We start from the raw sequence: 19403 nt of genomic DNA on the forward strand, positions 1-19403 counted from the left end.
TTTTGTTTTTGAAAACAACTACTTATGATTATGCAACATAAGTCATTGCTGGGTCGAGTCAGTCATGAATGACTTATGACTGAAGTTTGTAATTTACTGATTATAATTAAAATCATATTAAAACAAGTCATTGCTGGGTTGGCTGTAAAAATGAATAGGAATGGGAGATGAAGATTAATTTTCAGAAAAATATAAAAACACACAAAAACTATTGATTTATCCATGAATTTTCACGTTTAATGAGTAAGTTATAATAATGAAAAAATTGGTACAAAAATTGCTACATATAAAATTAGATAAAACATTTTGCAGAAAAAAATATTGCTAAAACTGTAAAGTGGCGTTAATAGAAAATATTTAAGTTAAAGGAGGTATGGTTTTGAAAGATTTATAAATATAGTTTGCTGATTACTAATTTGTCCACTTTTCTTGGAAAACTCTTTCCTTGAGTGTTTACTCGTCATTACGTTGTTAAATAAGTAATATTCTATCAACACAAGTTTTTCTGGTCTTTTGATACCTATATGGTAAGAAATAAGCAGTAAGAAATTTTATTAATAGTAAGTAAGTGTCTTATATTACATACTTAAATAACCCCCTTCATAATTGTAAAAGTGAAAGAAATTCGTAGTGTTCATTGGAACTAATTTTGTGATTTTACTTTGTGTTATAAATGTTTAAATATTGAGGAGGAATGTACATGGTGAAACGTAAACCGACGTTATTTGAAGCAATATCTTGTATTGTTGTAATGGCTGTTTTAGTTGGAATTGGTTTTGGAATTTTTAGAATGAGAGTTGAACCACTATTAATTGCATCTGCAGCATATGCAGGATTTATTGCGAAAAGAACAGGGATGAATTGGGAAGAAATGGAGAAAGCCATATCCGAAAAAATTGCTAAGGCTATGCCAGCTATATTTATTTTATTTACTGTTGGAATAGTGGTAGGAACCTGGGTATATTCAGGAACTGTTCCCATGATGATTTATTACGGTTTGAAGATTATTAATCCGAAATTTTTCCTGGTAACTGCATTTATGATTACGGCAATAATATCTACTGCAACAGGTACAGCTTGGGGATCGGCAGGTACAGCTGGTGTTGCACTTATAGGAATAGCTAGCGGCTTAGGAATTCCAATCCCTATAGCTGCAGGAGCTATTGTGGCAGGGTCTGTATTTGGAGATAAGGTGTCGCCCTTGTCAGATACTACCAACCTTGCTGCTTTAGTTACAGGAGTCAATTTGTATGATCATATTAAACACATGTTTTATACTACAATACCATCTGCATTAATAGCTCTAGTAGTATATCTTGTAATAGGATTGAAGGGTATGGGTCAATTAGCAATACCTGAAACTGTTAGTGTATTGTTGAATACACTTGACTCAATATATGATTGGAATGTATTCTTATGGTTACCTGTAGTTATAGTGATTTACGGATCCATTTGCAAAAAACCTACAGTTCCTGTAATGCTTGTGTCATCAGTAGCAGCTGTATTTATAGGAATGTTTTCACATGGATTTACTTTTGTGGATGGCATAAATTCTATGGTAAAAGGATTTAATGTAAATATGGTGACTGCTCAAGGGTTTGATCCAAGTTCAGTTATTTGGGAAGTAACAAGGCTGATAAATCGAGGCGGTATCATGTCAATGACAGGGATAGCAGTAATTGTATTTTGTGCATACTCCTTTGCAGGGATCGTTGAAGAAACAGGCTGTTTATCAGTAATATTAGAATCCTTCTATAGCAAAGTAAAGACGGTGGGTCAATTGGTTGTAGTTACCATTATAGGAAGTATTATATTAGTTTTCACTGCTGGAACTGCCTTTATATCAATACTTATGATTGGAGAACTACTTAAAGAAGCTTATTTGAAGAAAGGATTACATCTTAAGAATTTATCTAGAACTTTGGAGGATGCAGGAACAATGATTGTTGCATTGGTGCCTTGGAGTACATCTGGTGTATTCTATCTTGCCACTTTAGGGATATCTCCTATTGATTTTTGGATGTGGGCAATTCCAAACTACCTATGTATAATATTTGCCATAATTTATGCATATACAGGATTTGGAATAGCAAAAATAGATTCGGACAGTAAGATTTCTTGTGAAATTATTAAAACTATAGAAAAACCTAGTTAATACTATTTCATGATAAATAGATGCTTGTTCACAGGACTTCATACCCTTTTATATAAGAAGGGGGTGAAGTCCTGTTTTAATATAGAGGAATAAAAGGGAAGGTAGCTTGATTTTTATGGAAATCCATTGTATGTCATTTGTATTTGAGGAAGTCGTTATCGGGTTAAGTGAGTCGTTGATGACTTTAATGTAGAACTTGCAAACTTCAAAATGCAGAGGAAATATAAGTCACTACTGGGTTGAATCAAATTAAATATATTATTTACAACAATGAAGTTCAAAAAATATAAAAAAATTAGACTAAATATGTGAAGCTAATTAAGTTTTAAGTTATATAATTTACTAAATTATATAACTTAAAACTTAATTAGCGTTGGCACAAGAATTGCTTATATAAATAACAAGTATATGAAACAAAATAATTGACATTTAGGAGGAGATTAGTGTGGAGGTAAAAAGAGTAGCAATTTTAGGGGCAGGTAATGGAGGAATTACAGCTGCTGCACATGTAAAGAGTATGGGTTTTGAAGTAAGTTTATATGAGTTGCCTGATTATGGAAAAAACTTGGAAGGAATAAGTAAAAAGGGAGGCATTCTTTATAAAAAAAGAGAAGGTGGAGAACAGTTTATAACGCCTGATTTACTAACAACAGATATTTGTGAAGCCATAGAAGGAGCCCAAATCATAATGTTAACTATACCTGGGTTTGCCATTGAAGTATTTGCAGAAATCCTTGCACCAGTAGTAGAAGAAGACCAAATTATTTTCTTTAATGGTGCTGCAGCAATGGCCTGTGTCCGTTTTGTAAACAAAGCTAAGGAAATGGGAATAACTAAGAAATTTAAAATTGCAGAGGCTAACTCATTAACCTATGGTACAAGAGCTTTTCCTGATGAAGCAGTAGTAGAAATGTCTTTGTATGTTAATAAACTATATTTTGCAGCATATCCTAGCAGTAATACGGAAGAATTGCTAAAATCTTGTATACAAGTCTATGACTGTTTAGTTCCAGCAACAAATATATGGGAAACAACATTAGCCAACGGAAACCCTGAGGTTCATCCAGGACCATGCCTATTAAACGCAGGTAGAATAGAATATTCAAAGGGTGAATTCTGGTTATATAGGGAAGGGATAACAAAACATACTGCTAATATTATTAAGGCTATAGAGAAAGAAAGACTGGATTTAGGGAAAAAATTAGGATTCGACCTTGAAGGGGCTGCCTTAGGGCGAGCAACAAGAGGATACTTTAGTGAAAGTGAAGGAGAACTATATGAATTATTTAATAATAGTGAGGTATTTGCACAAATCAAAGGACCTTTAAGTGTAACTAGCCGTTATTTTACTGAAGATATATCCACTGGATTAGTATTATGGTCTAGTATAGGTAAAGCAATAGGCGTTGAAACTCCTGCCATAGATTCAGTAATTACTTTAGGAGGAGCCTTATTAGAAAGAGACTTCTATGATGAAGGCATTTCATTAGAAAGTTTAGGTTTGGGTGGAATGAATATTGAAGAATTAGTTCAAACTGTTAGTTAGACTGTAGAGTGTCTTATATTAATACATAACTTATTATTTAAGCTAATAAGCCCCGTTAAAGTAAAGGTCAGAGATGTAGGAATTCATAATTGTAGAATCAAAAACGAGGGGTCGATGACGGTTCCATCTGTCATAAATAATATTGTTAAAATTTTTAACACCGCTATTTTCTAGAAAGATATTAGATTGTAGCGGTCTTTTTTTGTAAATTATTGCTCGGATAAAATCTGATGAAAAAAGGAATATAATTTGTCTAAGGATTTAGTTTTACAATTATAAAAAAAGGAAACGTTTCCAATAAAAAAACATGAAAAAACATAGAATATTACCTCTTTTACATAAATATAATGTTCAATAAATGATTTTTTACATTTAAGTTAAATATTGAAATATCATAGAGGAGGTATAAAGGTGTTAAGACAAAAAAAAGAAGTAGTTGCAATGGTTTTGGCAGGGGGACAAGGCTCTAGATTAAAAGAAATGACTGAGAATATTGCAAAACCAGCTGTGGCTTTTGGAGGTAAATATAGAATTATTGATTTTACTTTGAGTAATTGTTCAAATTCAGATATGGAAGCTGTTGGAGTGCTTACACAATATCAGCCCTTTGAACTGAATGCTCATATAGGCAATGGTAGTCCGTGGGATCTTGACAGGATACATGGCGGTGTAAGTGTATTACCTCCTTATGTAGGGCGTGATGGAGGAAGATGGTATAAAGGAACAGCAAATGCCATATACGAAAATATGGATTTCATTGATTCCTATGAGCCTGATTATGTCCTTATTTTATCTGGGGACCATATTTATAAGATGGACTACTCAATGATGTTAGAATATCATAAGGAAAAGGGGGCAGAGGCCACTATATCCGTTATAAAAGTTCCATGGGAAGAAACCTATAGATTTGGAATAATGAATGTAGATGAGGATAATAGGATTTATGAATTTGAAGAAAAACCTAAAAATGCAAAAAGCAATTTGGCCTCAATGGGAATATATATATTCGATTGGAAGGTTTTAAAGGAATATTTAGTAGAAGATGAAAAGGATGAAAATTCCAAAAATGATTTTGGGAAAAATATAATTCCTAAAATGGTAGATAGTGGACTTAAAGTTTATACATATAACTTCGATGGCTACTGGAAGGATGTTGGAACAATTGAAAGTTTTTGGGAAGCAAATATGGATTTATTAAAGGACGATAGTAAGCTTGATTTGTATGATCGTAAATGGAAGATTTATTCTGTTAATCCCCATACTCAACCACATTATATAAGTAGCAGCGGAGAGGTTAAAAATTCACTTTTAAATGAAGGTTGTATAGTACATGGTAAAGTTGAAGGTTCTGTACTTTTTACTGGAGCTTATGTAGGAGAAAATGCAAAGGTAATAGATTCAGTAATTATGCCTGGTGCTAAGATAGAAGATTATGCAATTATTGAAAAGACTATAGTTATGGAAGATACCGTTATAAAGGCAGGAAGCAAAATTGGAGATAAGGATTCAGCTGAGGTGGAGGTAATAAATAAAAATAACAATTCACATTAATGAGTAAAAAAGGGGGATATATAGGATGAAAGATTTAATGGGAATCATCAACTTAAGTGAAAATGAAGAAGAAATCAAAGAGATAACCTATAACAGACCTACGGCTACTGTTCCAATAGGAGGAAGATATAGAGTTATAGATTTTATATTATCAAATATGGTGAATGCTGGTATACATAATATATCTATATTTACTCAAGGTAAAAGCCGTTCTTTAATGGATCACATAGGAACTGGAAAACCTTGGGATTTAGATAGAAAAAATGATGGATTATTTGTTTTAAATCCTGTTGTTAACGTAAATGATGTAATTACGCATAAAGGAGATTTAGAGAATTTTAAAAATCATTTAGATTATATTAAATATAGCAATCAAGAATATGTACTTTTATCAAGAAGTTACATGATATGTAATATAGATTTTAAAGAAGCTCTTCAATATCACAAAGAAAGTGGATCAGACATAACTATTGTTTACAAAAAAATGATAAATAATAACAAAAGATTTTTAGGACGCAATAGTTTGAACATTGATGAAAACGGAAGAGTTATAAGTATAGGCCGTAATGCAGGTAACAGAAGATACTACAATATATCTATGGAAATGTATTTAATGAAAAAGGAATTATTTTTGGATATTATTCAAGATAGCTTAACATTGGGTGACAGCCAATATTTAAAACAAGCTATATTCCAAAGATTAGACACTTTAAATGTTAACGGATATCCATACGAAGGATATTTAGCATGCATTAATTCTATTCAGAACTATTATGAAACTAGTATGGACATTTTAGATATAGATGTTTCAAGGGAGCTGTTCCACAAAAGAGGCTCAATATATACGAAGACTAAAGACGAACCACCAGCAAAATATACAGATGACTCTAAAGTGAGTAACTCTGTAGTTGCAAATGGTTGTATTATAGAAGGCATAGTTGAAAATTGTATCATTGGTAGAGGGGTAAAGATTAAAAAGGGTGCTGTTGTAAAGGACAGTATTATTATGCAAAAAAGTATAATAGAGGATGGATCATATATAAAGAATGCAATATTAGATAAATATGTACATATAACTGAAAATAACATGCTTGCTGGGGATAGAAAAAATCCATTAGTTATTAAGAAAGGAATAAAGATTTAGTATTTCAATAACAGTTAGGGGGATAATACCAATGCTAAAAATACTTTATGTTGCTTCAGAGGCAGTGCCCTTTATAAAAACGGGAGGTCTTGCAGATGTTGCCTTCTCACTTCCGAAGGCACTTCGTAAACTTGATGTGGATATAAGGGTAATTGTTCCAAAATACAAAGAAATAAAGGAGCAGTTCACAGAAAAAATGAAGCATTTAATTAGCTTTCAAGTTCCTGTTGCCTGGAGAAGACAACATTGTGGAATCGATTATTTGGAATATGAAGGAGTACCCTTTTATTTTGTAGACAATGATTACTATTTTAAAAGAGATGGATTATATGGTCATTATGATGATGGAGAAAGATTTTCCTATTTTTGTAAGGCTGTACTTGAATCTATGGAAAATATAGACTTTGTGCCGGATGTTATACATTGTAATGACTGGCACACAGGGATGATACCTGTATTATTAAATGAGCACTATAAAAAATATGGGAAATACGACCACATAAAAACTATTTTTACTATACATAATCTAAAATATCAAGGGGTATTTCCTGAGGAAATATTAGAAGACGTTCTAGGTCTTGGAATGGAATATTATGATGAAAATGCCCTTGAATTTTATGGCGGAGTAAGTTTTATGAAAGGCGGTATTAAATATTCCAATTTAGTTACTACAGTAAGTGAGACCTATTCTAATGAAATACAATATCCTTTCTTTGGAGAAAGGCTTGATGGACTTTTGAGACATAGGAAAAATGATTTGCATGGTCTAGTAAATGGAATTGATTACGATATTTACGATCCAAGTAAGGATGAAAATATATTTGAAAAATTTAGTTTCAATTCTATAGAAAAAAAGCAAGAAAACAAAATAAGACTGCAAGAAAATCTAAACCTACCAAAAAGAAAAGATGTGCCTATGATATCAATGGTTTGTAGACTAGCAAATATGAAAGGATTAGATTTAGTATTACATATTTTAGAGGACCTATTATGTGAAGATGTTCAATTAGTAATATTAGGTACGGGAGATGAGCATTATGAATCTAAATTGAAGGAAATTGAACATAAATATCCAGAAAAACTATCTGCAAATATTCTTTTTGATGAGGGATTAGCACATAAAATATACGCAGCTTCAGACACATTTTTAATGCCTTCCTTATTTGAACCCTGCGGACTTGGCCAGCTTATAGCTCTAAGGTATGGATCTGTGCCTATAGTAAGGGAAACAGGTGGATTAAATGACACAATTAAATCCTTTAGTGAATATACTGGAGAGGGTAATGGTTTTAGTTTTACTAATTATAATGCCCATGACATGCTTTATACAATAAAGACAGCTTTAAAATTATATAGAAACAATGAAACATGGGAAAAAATCGTAAAAAATGCCATGAGTGAGGACTACAGTTGGAATAACTCAGCCAATACATATAAGAAATTATATCATAAAATATATTAAATAAAATGGCAAAAGAAATTGTGAAAGTTTATCTTCACTATATGAAATAGGAGGGGTATATGAGGTTAAGCAAAAACAAATTTAAAGAGGATTTAATCAAAAAGCTTGAAAAGGAACGAGCAACTAATATAGATGAAGCTTCCGAGTTAGATATATATTATGCCCTTGGCAGTTTAATAAGGGATTATATAGCTGAGAATTGGTTAAGAACTAACGAAGAATATATAAAAAATGCTAAAAAGCAAGTATACTATTTTTCAATGGAGTTTTTAATGGGAAAGCTTCTTGTAAATAACCTCATGAACTTAGGAATAAAACATATTTGTGAAGAGGCACTAAAGGAATTAAATATGGATTTAGATAAAATTGAAGAGTTGGAAAAGGATCAAGGCCTAGGAAATGGAGGCTTAGGAAGGTTGGCTGCATGTTTCATGGACTCGATGGCTTCCATAGGAGTTCCAGGCCATGGATGCGGTATAAGATATAGATATGGACTTTTTGAACAGAGAATAATAGATGGTTATCAGGTTGAGTTTCCCGATAAATGGCTGCAAAATAAAAATGTATGGGAAATTAGAAGAAAAGAAAGGGCAGTTGAAGTAAAATTTGGGGGGAATGTTAGGGTCATAGAAGAAAATGGAAAGCTAGACTTTATTCATGAAAACTATGAATCCATATTAGCTGTACCCTATGATACACCTGTAGTAGGATATAAAAATAAACTGGTAAATACCCTAAGACTTTTTAGTGCTGAAGCCATAAAAAAGGATTTTGACTTTTCTTATTTTAACAGGGGTCAATATATGAAAGCCTTTGAGTATAAGCATTCAGTAGAGGCCATTTCTGAGGTCTTATATCCAAATGATGCCTTTGAAGCTGGAAGAAATCTTAGGCTTAAACAAGAATACTTTTTAGTTTCTGCAGGAATTCAGAGTATAATGAGGACCTATAAAAGATTAGGAAAGTCTATAGATGATTTTCATGAATACATTGCAATTCATATAAATGATACCCATCCTGCTCTAGCAATACCAGAGCTTATGAGAATATTGATGGATGAAGAAGGACTAGGGTGGGATGAGGCTTGGAGGATAACTACAAATACTATATCTTATACTAATCATACTATCATGTCAGAGGCCTTAGAAAAATGGGATGTAGATATGTTTAAAAATCTTTTACCTCGTATATATATGATAGTAGATGAAATAAACGAAAGATTTTGTAGAGAACTTTGGAATAACAAGTATCATGGTGACTTTGAAAAAATTTGCCAAATGGCTGTAATAGCTCACAATGAAATTAGGATGGCCCATCTTGCAATTGTAGGAAGTCATAGTATAAATGGAGTAGCTAAGCTCCATACGGAGTTGTTGAAAAAACAAGAACTTAAGGAGTTTTACCAGTATTACTCCTACAAATTTAATAATAAGACCAATGGAATAAGTCATAGACGATGGCTTCTTAAAGCAAACCCAGAGTTATCAAAACTCATTAATGACACCATTGGAAAAGGTTGGATAAATTTGCCGAATCAACTGAGTAAACTATTAAAGTATAAGGATGATCCAGTTTTTAAAGAAAAAGTTCATGAAATAAAACAGAAGAATAAAATAAAGCTTGCAAATATGATAAGGGAAAAACATGGAATAGAAGTAGACCCCAATTCCATATTTGATATCCATGCTAAAAGGCTCCATGAGTATAAAAGACAACTTCTTAATGTATTTCATATAATGAATTTATATAATAAATTAATAGAAAATCCAGAACTAGATATTTATCCAAGAACATTTATATTTGGAGGAAAGGCAGCTTCATCCTATTTTATGGCAAAGCAAGTTATTAAATTAATAAACACCCTAGCATATAAAGTGAACAATGATAAAAGAATAAAAGACAAAATCAAGATTGTGTTTATGGAGAATTATGGTGTGACCTTGGCAGAACATATGATTCCAGCAGCAAATGTAAGTGAACAGATATCTACTACAACAAAGGAAGCTTCAGGAACGGGAAACATGAAATTCATGATGAACGGTGCAATTACTATAGCTACCCTAGATGGAGCTAATATTGATATAAAAAATGCAGTTGGTGAAGAAAACATAGTAATATTTGGATTAAATGAGAAAGAATTTTTAGAGCTTTATAGGAATGGAACCTATAACTCTATAGAATTATGTAATACTGACATAAGATTGAAAAAAATATTAAATCAATTAAGGGGTGGATTTTTCCCTGTTAAGGATGACGAATTTTCTATAATATATCATTCACTTACTAAGCATAATGATGAATTCTTTGTTTTAAAGGATTTTGACTCCTATGTAAAGGCACAGGAAAGAATAGATAAGCTTTATAGAAACATTTCTAAATGGACAGAAATGTCTATAGTAAATATTGGATCTTCGGGAATCTTTTCCAGTGATAGGACCATATGTGAATATGCTACAGGAATATGGAAAACTAATTTATGTGATAGACATTATTAAAAATAGGAAAGGAATTTTATATGGTAGATAAGGTGGATTTAGATAAATATATCTACAAAGGTAATGATTTAGGAGCTACTTACCATAAGGATTATACTATGTTTAAAGTTTGGGCTCCAACCCAAAAGAACATGAAAGTTATTATTTATGATAATTATAGTGACATAAATGGTCAAACATATCCTATGACTAAAGCGGAGAATGGAGTATGGGAGTTAAAGCTAAAGGGGGATTATAAAAACAAATATTATAATTATATCCTCAAAGATGGTATGTATGAAAGAGAGATTACTGATCCCTATACTAAAGGAGCTACTGCTAATGGTCAAAAAGGAATGGTTGTAGATTTTTATTCAATAAATCCAAAGGGCTGGGAAAACCATAAAATGCCTAAGGTCATAAAATCAGCCCAGTCGGTAATATACGAAACCCATATTAGGGATTTTTCAGTCCATAAATCATCAGGTATGAAAAATAAAGGGAAATATCTTGGATTATCAGAAACTGGAACAAAAAATTATGCTGGATTGGCAACGGGTGTTGATTATTTGAAGGAATTAGGAATTACTCATATACATTTATTGCCAATTTTTGATTTTGCTAGTGTTGATGAAACAAACCCAAAGGAATATAACTGGGGGTATGATCCTCATCTTTATAATGTACCAGAGGGATCCTATTCTACAAATCCCTATGATGGAAGATCAAGAATCCAAGAACTGAAAAAAATGATAATGGCCCTTCATGAAAATGATATAAGGGTTATTATGGATGTAGTATATAATCACACCTATGAATCCCATAATACTCCTTTTAATATACTTGTTCCAAAGTATTATTATAGAACAGATAAAAATGGTAATTTTACAAATGGTTCAGGTTGCGGAAACGAAATAGCCTCAGAAAGACCAATGGTTAGAAAGTTTATAATGGATTCCTTGAAATTTTGGGCTACAGAATACAAAATAGATGGATTTAGATTGGACCTTATGTCCCTTTACGATAAAGACACAATTAAAGAAATTGAACGAGAATTGAAAAAAATAAATTCTAATATTCTAATTTATGGTGAACCTTGGACAGGAGGCCCTTCAGCTTTAGAGTTTAAATATCAATTTAGAAAGGGAAGCCAAAGAGGTATGGGAATTTCCTTATTCAACGATGATTTTAGAAATGCCATAAAAGGAGATAATGATGGAATAGGCCTAGGATTTGCAACTGGAGGATTAGGATTAGAAAATGAAATAAAAAAGGGGATTGTAGGAAGTATATATTATAATGAAAAAATAAATGGCTTTGCTCAACAGCCTATAGAAACAATAAATTATGTAAGCTCTCATGATAATCTCACACTTTACGACAAGATAGAAAAGGTTAGGGCTTATGCTACCCATGAAGAAAAAGTTAAAATCAATAGATTGGCGTTGTCTATAATTTTAACATCACAGGGAATAGCATTTTTACAAGGTGGAACAGAAATATTGAGAACAAAAAAGGGCAATCACAACAGTTATAATGCTGGAGATGAAGTAAACAGTATAGATTGGGATAAAAAAACTGAGTATTTAGATAACTTTAATTACATGAAGGGGTTAATAAGGCTAAGGAAAAAACAAAAAGTCATGATGCTAGAGAAAGCTGAAGACGTAAGAAGATATATGAGGTTCATAGATTCTCCAAGTAAATCTGTTGCCTATCTTTTAAATTCACAGTATACAGAGGACTATAGGCACATACTTGTTATACACAATGCTAATTTAGGAGAAATAACAATAAAACTTCCCTTTGATGGTCAGTGGAAAGTAATAGCCAATGAATATGAGGTTAATGAACATGGAGTATCAAAGGGCAATAAAAACTTTATCCATGAAGTAAAGGTTAGTCCCTTATCAACCTATATACTTCACAAATAAGTAAACGGGAGGGGATTAAATGGGAGATTTGTTTAGGGGGTATTTGCCTCCTAGTTCCTTTGATATACATCTTTTTCACGAAGGTAATAGTTTTAGAAGCTATAAATTTTTAGGTGCACATTTAACAGAATATGAAGGAATCAAAGGAGTAAGCTTTACACTATGGGCGCCAAAGGCTAAGGAAATAAGAGTCGTGGGAGATTTTAATGGATGGAATGGAACAGGATTTTCCATGAAAAAGATTGAAGACTCAGGTATGTGGAATATATTTATATCGGAAATTAATGAAGGAGATATATACAAATATGAAATATACACTATAGATGGTAGAGTTATATTAAAATCTGATCCCTATGGATTTTATTCAGAATTAAGACCAAATACGGCCTCTAAAGTAGTAAGTCTAGATAATTACCATTGGGATGATTGGAATTGGCTAAAAAATAGAGATGGAAGTTATAATAAACCAATGAATATATATGAACTACACTTAAGTTCTTGGAAGAAAAAGTCAAGTGATGAGTTTTACAAATATGATGAGATAGCTGAGGAAATAATAGATTATGTAAAGGAAATGGCATATACTCATATAGAAGTACTGCCACTGAATGAACATCCCTTTGATGGGTCATGGGGATATCAAGGGACGGGATATTATAGTATAACCAGTAGATATGGAGAGCCTAAAGATTTTATGTACTTTGTAGATAGATGCCACCAAGAAGGAATAGGAGTAATATTAGATTGGGTACCCTGTCATTTTTGCAAGGATGATCATGGATTATATAGATTTGAAGGATTTCCCCTATATGAGTATGATGACCCAATAATGGCAGAAAACATTGAATGGGGTACTGCATTATTTGATTATACAAAACCTGAAGTAATTAGTTTTTTAATATCAAACGCAATTTTTTTGTTTGATATGTATCACATAGATGGACTTAGGGTTGATGCTGTATCCTATATGCTTAATTTAGACCATGGAAGAAAAGAAGGAGAGTTTAAACTAAATAAATATGGTGGGAAGGAAAATATTGAGGCCATAGAGTTTTTAAAAAAGCTTAATGAAGCTGTTTTTAAGTATTTTCCAAATGTATTAATGATTGCCGAGGAATCTACTGCTTGGCCCTTGGTAACAGGTCCTACACATTTAGGAGGACTGGGATTTAACTATAAATGGAATATGGGATGGATGAATGACATGCTAAAGTATATGGAAATGGATCCTATATATAGAAAGTATCATCATAATTTGATAACTTTTTCCTTTATGTATGCCTTTTCAGAAAATTACATACTTCCACTGTCCCACGATGAGGTAGTGCACGGAAAAAAATCTCTTCTAGGCAAAATGTCTGGAGATTATCGGACTAAATTTGGCAACTTGAGATTATTATACTCCTATATGATAGGCCACCCAGGTAAAAAGCTATTGTTTATGGGCGGAGAATTTGGGCAATTTATTGAGTGGGATTATAAAAAGGAATTAGATTGGTCTCTATTTGACTATCCTATGCATGAAAAGCTTCAAGATTTTCTAAAAAGACTTAATAGAATTTATACTGAAGAAAAAGCATTATATGAACTTGACAGCCAGCAGGAAGGATTTTCGTGGATAGACCATCAAAACAGTGAAGAAAGTGTCATAGCCTTCATGAGAAAAGGAAAGAAGGAAAAGGAATTCATAATAATTGTTTGTAATTTTACTCCTGTACCAAGATACAACTACAAAATAGGAGTTCCTTATGAAGGAGAATACATAGAAGTTCTTAATAGTGATTTAGAGGAGTATGGTGGTTGGGGAGTTAACAATGAAGGAATTATAAAATCATATGGTGAAAACTGGCATAATCAACCATATTCTATAGAAGTTAAGATTCCACCTTTGGGAACTTTGTTTATTAAAATGAAAAAGGAAAATGACACTAATGATGATTCTATGGGTAGTAAAAACTTACTAATTTCCACTAAACTATAAAAGGAACGGTCATAGATCGTTCCTTTTATAGTTTTAAATATCATAACTAATGGTAATTTTATGTAATAAGTAAATATATGATATAATGTACTTATTATAATGAAAAAAGTGGTGATATGAATATGGCTGAAAATGATCATAGTATTAATAATAGTTTAGATAAAGCATTAGGGCTTTTAAAATATTTTACTGTAGAGAATCCAGTCAGAGGGTTAAGTGAAGTAGCGAGGTTATCATCTATTCCCAAGGCTACTGTATATAGGCTATTCAATACTTTTGAAAAAAATGGATATCTTATGAAGGTAGATATAAGAGGGAAACAGAATCAATATAAATTAGGTATAAAGTTTCTTGAATTAGGTACAATTGTTTCAGAATCTATAGAAATAAAAGAAGTTGCCCTACCTTTTATGAAATGGTTAAGAGATGAACTCAATGAAGATGTACAATTAGTTATAAGAGAGAAAAATCATGCAATTTACATTGAAAAATTAATCTGTACACATCCTATAAGACTCTTTACGAAAATAGGAAGAACAGCATCTTTTAATGCAGGGGCTTGTCCGAGAGCCTTATTATCATTTTTAGAAGATGATGAAATTAAAGAAATATTAGACAGTGAAAATCTAATAAAATATACAGAGAATACGGTCGTAGATGAAGATAGGTTATGGGAAGTAATTAGAGAAAGTAGAAAAAAAGGATATACTATTAGCTTAGGAGAAATGGAACCCCAAACTATAGGAGTAGGTGCACCTATATTTGATTATACTGGAAAGGTAATTGCATCTATTAGTACAGCAGGACCAGAGCTGCGGTTTAAAAAAGAAAGGTTTGATATAATTATAGAGAAAACAAAAAAAGCAGCTGGAGATATTTCAAGACAATTAGGATATATAGAAAAATAGAAAGAATAAACGCCTATATCTTTAAGATATAGGCGATTTTTTTTTATATAACTCTATTCAATTATCAGAAAATTGTAAAATTGAATAGACAATTTAGTTATATCGTGTTAATATTATTATATGAAAATGAACCTATGGTTTAATATGTAAAACAGAGATGTGGAAATGGAGGGGTTAAAAAGTGTATGAGGTTGATTTAAATAGTGACATAGGAGAAAGTTTTGGAAATTATAAAGTAGGACTAGATGAAGAAGTAATAAAATATGTTACTTCTGCAAATATTGCCTGCGGTTGGCATGCAGGAGATCCGCTTGTAATGGAAAAAACGGTTCAAATGGCAAGTGAAAAGGGCGTAGGAATAGGAGCACATCCAGGATATTTAGACTTAATGGGATTTGGAAGACGAAATATTGTAGTTACACCAGAGGAAGTAAAGGCTTACATAAAGTATCAGTTAGGAGCACTTATGGCATTTGCCATATCTAAGGGAGAAAAAATTCAGCATGTAAAACCTCATGGTGCCATGTACAATATGGCAGCTAAAGATAAGAAATTATCAATGGCAATAGCAGAGGCTATTTACGAAGTAGATGAAGAAATTATTCTCATGGGACTTGCTAATAGTGAAATCATAAAAGCTGGGAAAACGATTGGACTAAAAGTCTGTAATGAGGTGTTTGCAGATAGAGCATATAACCCGGATGGAACTCTGGTATCTAGAAAATTAAAAGGTGCAGTAATTCATGATGCTGATTTAGCCATATCCAGGGTTATAAGAATGGTTAAAGAAGGCAAGGTTACTGCTATAAATGGTGAAGACATAGAAATTGAAGCTCAATCAATATGTGTTCATGGTGATAATCCAGAAGCAGTTGAATTTGTTAAAAAGATTCGCTTAAAGCTTGAAGAAGAAGGTGTAAAAGTAACGGCAATTTCGAACTTTATTAAATAATATGGGTAGGAGGGGTCAGAATGGCAATAAAGAAAATGAACACAAAAGAAGGTATAAAAGCGCCAAAGAATAACCTAGGAGCTCTTTTGGGTGCAGCATTTATTATGGCTACATCAGCTATAGGACCAGGTTTTTTAACACAAACAGCCACGTTTACGGCAGAATTTGCAGCAAGCTTTGCTTTTGTAATACTTGTATCTGTAATCCTTGATATTGGTGCACAGGTAAATGTATGGAGGGTTATTGGTGTATCCGGTATGAGAGGTCAGGATATTGCAAATAAAGTAGTACCAGGACTTGGATATGTTGTTGCCATATTAGTTGCATTAGGTGGATTAGCATTTAATATTGGAAACATCGGTGGAGCTGCTTTAGGATTAAATGTTTTACTTGGAATGGATGTTAAAATAGCAGCTATTATTTGTGGAATTATAGGAAGTATTATTTTCTTATCAAAAGATGCAGGGCCAGTAGTAGATAGATTTACCAAAATACTTGGTGGTTTAATGATCATAATCGTTGCATATGTGGCATTTGTAACAAAACCACCAGTAGGAGAAGCGATTTTTAGAAGTGTTGCTCCTGAAAACTTTAAAGGCTTGATTTTTCCTACTATTACACTTCTAGGAGGAACGGTAGGAGGATATATTACATTTGCAGGTGGACATAGATTAATCGACGCGGGAATTACAGGAAAAGAAAATTTAAAAGAAATTACAAAGGGCTCTATAATGGGAATCGTTATTGCATCTATTATGCGTATATTCTTATTCTTAGCAGTATTAGGCGTTGTAGCAAAAGGATTTAAGCTAGACCCTTCTAATCCAGCAGCTTCTGCCTTTCAACATGGAGCCGGTATGATTGGATATAAATTCTTCGGAATTGTATTATTGTCAGCTGGTATTACTTCCGTTGTTGGAGCAGCATATACTTCTGTATCATTTTTGAAGACATTACATCCAACCATTGAACGTAATGAGAAAAATTGGATAATCGGATTTATTGTAGCGTCTACAGCAATTATGGCTATATTAGGAAAACCAGCTAAGTTGCTTATATTAGCAGGATCATTAAATGGACTTATATTACCGATTACTATAGGTGTTATTCTATTAGCAGCTAGAAGAAAAGATATTGTGGGAGATTATAAACATCCTACTTGGTTACTGGTATTTGGATTATTGATCGTAATTATAGCTGGATATGCAGGAGCAAATGCACTAAAAAATATGCAAATGTTAGTACATTAATAAAATAGGCATCTAGATGTATGGTAAAATACGTCTAGATGCTATGAATATTTCATAACCAAGTATGGGGGGATGGTTAATGTATAAAGAGACAAAATATTTAACATCAGGGGAAAAAGCTTTAGTTATAGAATTTGGGGATAAAATATCTGAAGAAATTAATAGTAAAGTAAGATCCATGATGATAGCCATAGAGAAAAAGAATATAAGTGAAATTGTAGAAATGACACCAACATATCGTTCTTTGATGGTACATTATAATCCTTTAGAGATTGGTTATAATTCTCTACTTAATAAACTTAAAACTTTAGAAAGTGAATTAGATAATATTGAAATTCCTCTACCGAAAGTAATAGAAATACCAACATTATATGGTGGAGAATATGGACCAGATATTGAAAATGTGGCAAAACATAATGGGATTCCTGTTCATGAGGTTATAAAAGTTCATTCTTCAAAAGAATATTTAATATATATGATTGGATTTACTCCAGGTTTTCCATACTTGGGAGGTATGGATGAGAGAATTGCCACACCTAGACTTAAAACCCCTAGAACTAAAATTAGTGGGGGATCAGTAGGTATTGCTGGAAGTCAAACAGGAATTTATCCAATAGATAGTCCAGGTGGATGGCAATTAATAGGTAAAACTCCATTAAAGCTATATGATGCACATAGAGATACACCTATTTTATTACAAGCAGGAAACTACATTAAGTTTGTACCAATTGATGAAGAAGAATATATAAAGATAGAAAAGGAAATAAAAAAGAATTCCTATGAATATAATACATATCCCAAAGAAAGGAAGGGGATATAAATGGGAAAAATAAAGATTATAAGTCCTGGATTTTTAACAACAGTACAAGATAAAGGAAGATATGGATATCAACAGTTTGGGGTTCCTGCTTCAGGGGTAATGGATAATTTTGCTCATCGTATAGCCAATATTTTAGTTGAAAATCATGAGTTAGAAGCAGTATTAGAAGTTACTATGCTAGGGCCACAAATAGAATTTCACAGTGTAGAGATCATTTCCATAACAGGAGGAGATTTATCTCCTAGGATTAATGGAAAAGAAGTTTCCATGTGTAGAAGTATAAAGGTTAATAAGGGAGATGTTTTATCATTTGCTGGAATGAAAAGTGGATGTAGAAGCTATATTGCATTCTCGGGGGGAATAGAAGTACCTGTCATAATGGAAAGTAAATCAACCTATATGAAAGGTAGGTTTGGTGGATACGAGGGAAGGAATTTAAAAGTTGGAGATTTATTAAATATTGCACAATCAGAGACTGTTTTTAAAGAGCGAATTGTACCAGATAAATATATTCCTAAATACAATAATGAATTAGATGTACGTGTTGTATTAGGGCCACAGACTGAGTATTTTACGGATAAAGGTATAGAAACTTTTTTATCCAATGAATATAAGGTAACAAATGAATGTGACAGGATGGGATTTAGACTTGATGGTGCGGAGATTGAACATGTAGATGGTGCTGATATTATTTCCGATGGTATTGGATTTGGAGCTATTCAAATACCAGGTCATGGAAAGCCTATTATTATGATGGCAGATAGACAAACCACTGGTGGATATACAAAGATAGGGAATGTTATTAGTGCTGATCTCTATAAGATTGCCCAGGCAAAGCCTGGAGATAAAATAAAATTTAAAGGAATTAGTGTTGAAGAAGCACAAGATATTCTAAAAGAAGAAGAAGAAAAAATAAGCTCTATTAAAAAAGAATGTTTATCTAAGGAAATTATAAGCAGTAAGAAATATTTCTTAAAGATTAATGGAAAAAGCTACAATGTAAAAGTTGAAGAGGTTAAATAAAAAACAATAGTGCAGATTAAAGTGTGCAAACTTTCAAAGGGTGATGATGACTAAACTATTGAAATCATTACTAAAAAGGAAGGGCACACTTTTTACGTTAAATAAAATTGAGAAATAACAGATGAATTTGTAAGCAATAAGTCACTGATTTATTGAAGCTACATATAATATAGTGGAAATAGAGTATATAAAAAGTAGAAATT

General features: G+C 32.2%; 13 protein-coding genes. All 13 read left to right on the forward strand.

Going from position 1 to position 19403, the window contains the following annotated elements; translation table 11 throughout:
• Window positions 1–700: 700 nt before the first annotated feature.
• The 13 genes from nhaC (at window position 701) to CCE28_RS12950 (ending at window position 19200) form a co-directional block, all read left to right on the forward strand.
• A complete protein-coding gene (nhaC, locus tag CCE28_RS12890; protein WP_242972976.1) occupies window positions 701–2155 on the forward strand; it encodes a Na+/H+ antiporter NhaC in 1455 nt (484 codons plus the stop codon).
• 445 nt (window positions 2156–2600) lie between these two features.
• Complete coding sequence (locus CCE28_RS12895) at window positions 2601–3701, forward strand: NAD/NADP octopine/nopaline dehydrogenase family protein (RefSeq protein ID WP_095134141.1); 1101 nt, start codon at window positions 2601–2603, stop codon at window positions 3699–3701.
• Window positions 3702–4112: 411 nt separating this feature from the next.
• Window positions 4113–5252, forward strand: coding sequence for a glucose-1-phosphate adenylyltransferase (locus CCE28_RS12900; RefSeq protein WP_095134142.1), 1140 nt, complete (start codon window positions 4113–4115; stop codon window positions 5250–5252).
• Window positions 5253–5277: 25 nt separating this feature from the next.
• Window positions 5278–6396 (forward strand): glucose-1-phosphate adenylyltransferase subunit GlgD, encoded by a 1119-nt coding sequence (glgD, locus tag CCE28_RS12905; protein WP_095134143.1) that lies wholly within the window; start codon window positions 5278–5280, stop codon window positions 6394–6396.
• Between the two features lie 31 nt (window positions 6397–6427).
• Window positions 6428–7858 (forward strand): glycogen synthase GlgA, encoded by a 1431-nt coding sequence (gene glgA, locus CCE28_RS12910; RefSeq protein ID WP_095134144.1) that lies wholly within the window; start codon window positions 6428–6430, stop codon window positions 7856–7858.
• Window positions 7859–7917: 59 nt separating this feature from the next.
• The gene (locus tag CCE28_RS12915) at window positions 7918–10353 is read left to right on the forward strand and encodes a glycogen/starch/alpha-glucan phosphorylase (protein WP_095134145.1); all 2436 of its coding nucleotides are present in this window, start codon (window positions 7918–7920) and stop codon (window positions 10351–10353) included.
• A 20-nt stretch (window positions 10354–10373) separates the two neighbouring features.
• Window positions 10374–12266: a type I pullulanase gene (gene pulA, locus CCE28_RS12920; protein ID WP_095134146.1), complete on the forward strand. Its 1893-nt coding sequence runs from the start codon at window positions 10374–10376 to the stop codon at window positions 12264–12266.
• 19 nt (window positions 12267–12285) lie between these two features.
• Window positions 12286–14247, forward strand: a complete 1962-nt coding sequence (gene glgB / locus CCE28_RS12925) for a 1,4-alpha-glucan branching protein GlgB (protein WP_095134147.1) — start codon at window positions 12286–12288, stop codon at window positions 14245–14247.
• Between the two features lie 122 nt (window positions 14248–14369).
• Window positions 14370–15155, forward strand: a complete 786-nt coding sequence (locus tag CCE28_RS12930) for an IclR family transcriptional regulator (RefSeq protein ID WP_176461817.1) — start codon at window positions 14370–14372, stop codon at window positions 15153–15155.
• 181 nt (window positions 15156–15336) lie between these two features.
• Window positions 15337–16107, forward strand: coding sequence for a LamB/YcsF family protein (locus CCE28_RS12935; protein ID WP_095134149.1), 771 nt, complete (start codon window positions 15337–15339; stop codon window positions 16105–16107).
• Window positions 16108–16127: 20 nt separating this feature from the next.
• Window positions 16128–17357 carry an NRAMP family divalent metal transporter gene (locus CCE28_RS12940; RefSeq protein WP_095134150.1) on the forward strand — a complete coding sequence of 410 codons (1230 nt, stop codon included), beginning with the start codon at window positions 16128–16130 and terminating at the stop codon, window positions 17355–17357.
• A 79-nt stretch (window positions 17358–17436) separates the two neighbouring features.
• Complete coding sequence (gene pxpB / locus CCE28_RS12945; protein WP_095134151.1) at window positions 17437–18177, forward strand: 5-oxoprolinase subunit PxpB; 741 nt, start codon at window positions 17437–17439, stop codon at window positions 18175–18177.
• Window positions 18178–19200: a 5-oxoprolinase subunit C family protein gene (locus tag CCE28_RS12950; RefSeq protein WP_095134152.1), complete on the forward strand. Its 1023-nt coding sequence runs from the start codon at window positions 18178–18180 to the stop codon at window positions 19198–19200. It begins immediately after the preceding gene.
• Window positions 19201–19403: the final 203 nt, after the last annotated feature.

This window comes from Anaeromicrobium sediminis (assembly GCF_002270055.1).
GTDB classification, from domain to species: Bacteria; Bacillota; Clostridia; order Peptostreptococcales; family Thermotaleaceae; genus Anaeromicrobium; species Anaeromicrobium sediminis.

What these genes read in the sequence shown, in the direction of transcription:
- nhaC (WP_242972976.1), top strand. Translation starts at nt 701, where the DNA reads ATGGTGAAACGTAAACCGACGTTATTTGAAGCAATATCTTGTATTGTT.
- glgD (WP_095134143.1), top strand. Translation starts at nt 5,278, where the DNA reads ATGAAAGATTTAATGGGAATCATCAACTTAAGTGAAAATGAAGAAGAA.
- glgA (WP_095134144.1), top strand. Translation starts at nt 6,428, where the DNA reads ATGCTAAAAATACTTTATGTTGCTTCAGAGGCAGTGCCCTTTATAAAA.
- CCE28_RS12915 (WP_095134145.1), top strand. Translation starts at nt 7,918, where the DNA reads ATGAGGTTAAGCAAAAACAAATTTAAAGAGGATTTAATCAAAAAGCTT.
- pulA (WP_095134146.1), top strand. Translation starts at nt 10,374, where the DNA reads ATGGTAGATAAGGTGGATTTAGATAAATATATCTACAAAGGTAATGAT.
- glgB (WP_095134147.1), top strand. Translation starts at nt 12,286, where the DNA reads ATGGGAGATTTGTTTAGGGGGTATTTGCCTCCTAGTTCCTTTGATATA.
- CCE28_RS12930 (WP_176461817.1), top strand. Translation starts at nt 14,370, where the DNA reads ATGGCTGAAAATGATCATAGTATTAATAATAGTTTAGATAAAGCATTA.
- CCE28_RS12940 (WP_095134150.1), top strand. Translation starts at nt 16,128, where the DNA reads ATGGCAATAAAGAAAATGAACACAAAAGAAGGTATAAAAGCGCCAAAG.
- pxpB (WP_095134151.1), top strand. Translation starts at nt 17,437, where the DNA reads ATGTATAAAGAGACAAAATATTTAACATCAGGGGAAAAAGCTTTAGTT.
- CCE28_RS12950 (WP_095134152.1), top strand. Translation starts at nt 18,178, where the DNA reads ATGGGAAAAATAAAGATTATAAGTCCTGGATTTTTAACAACAGTACAA.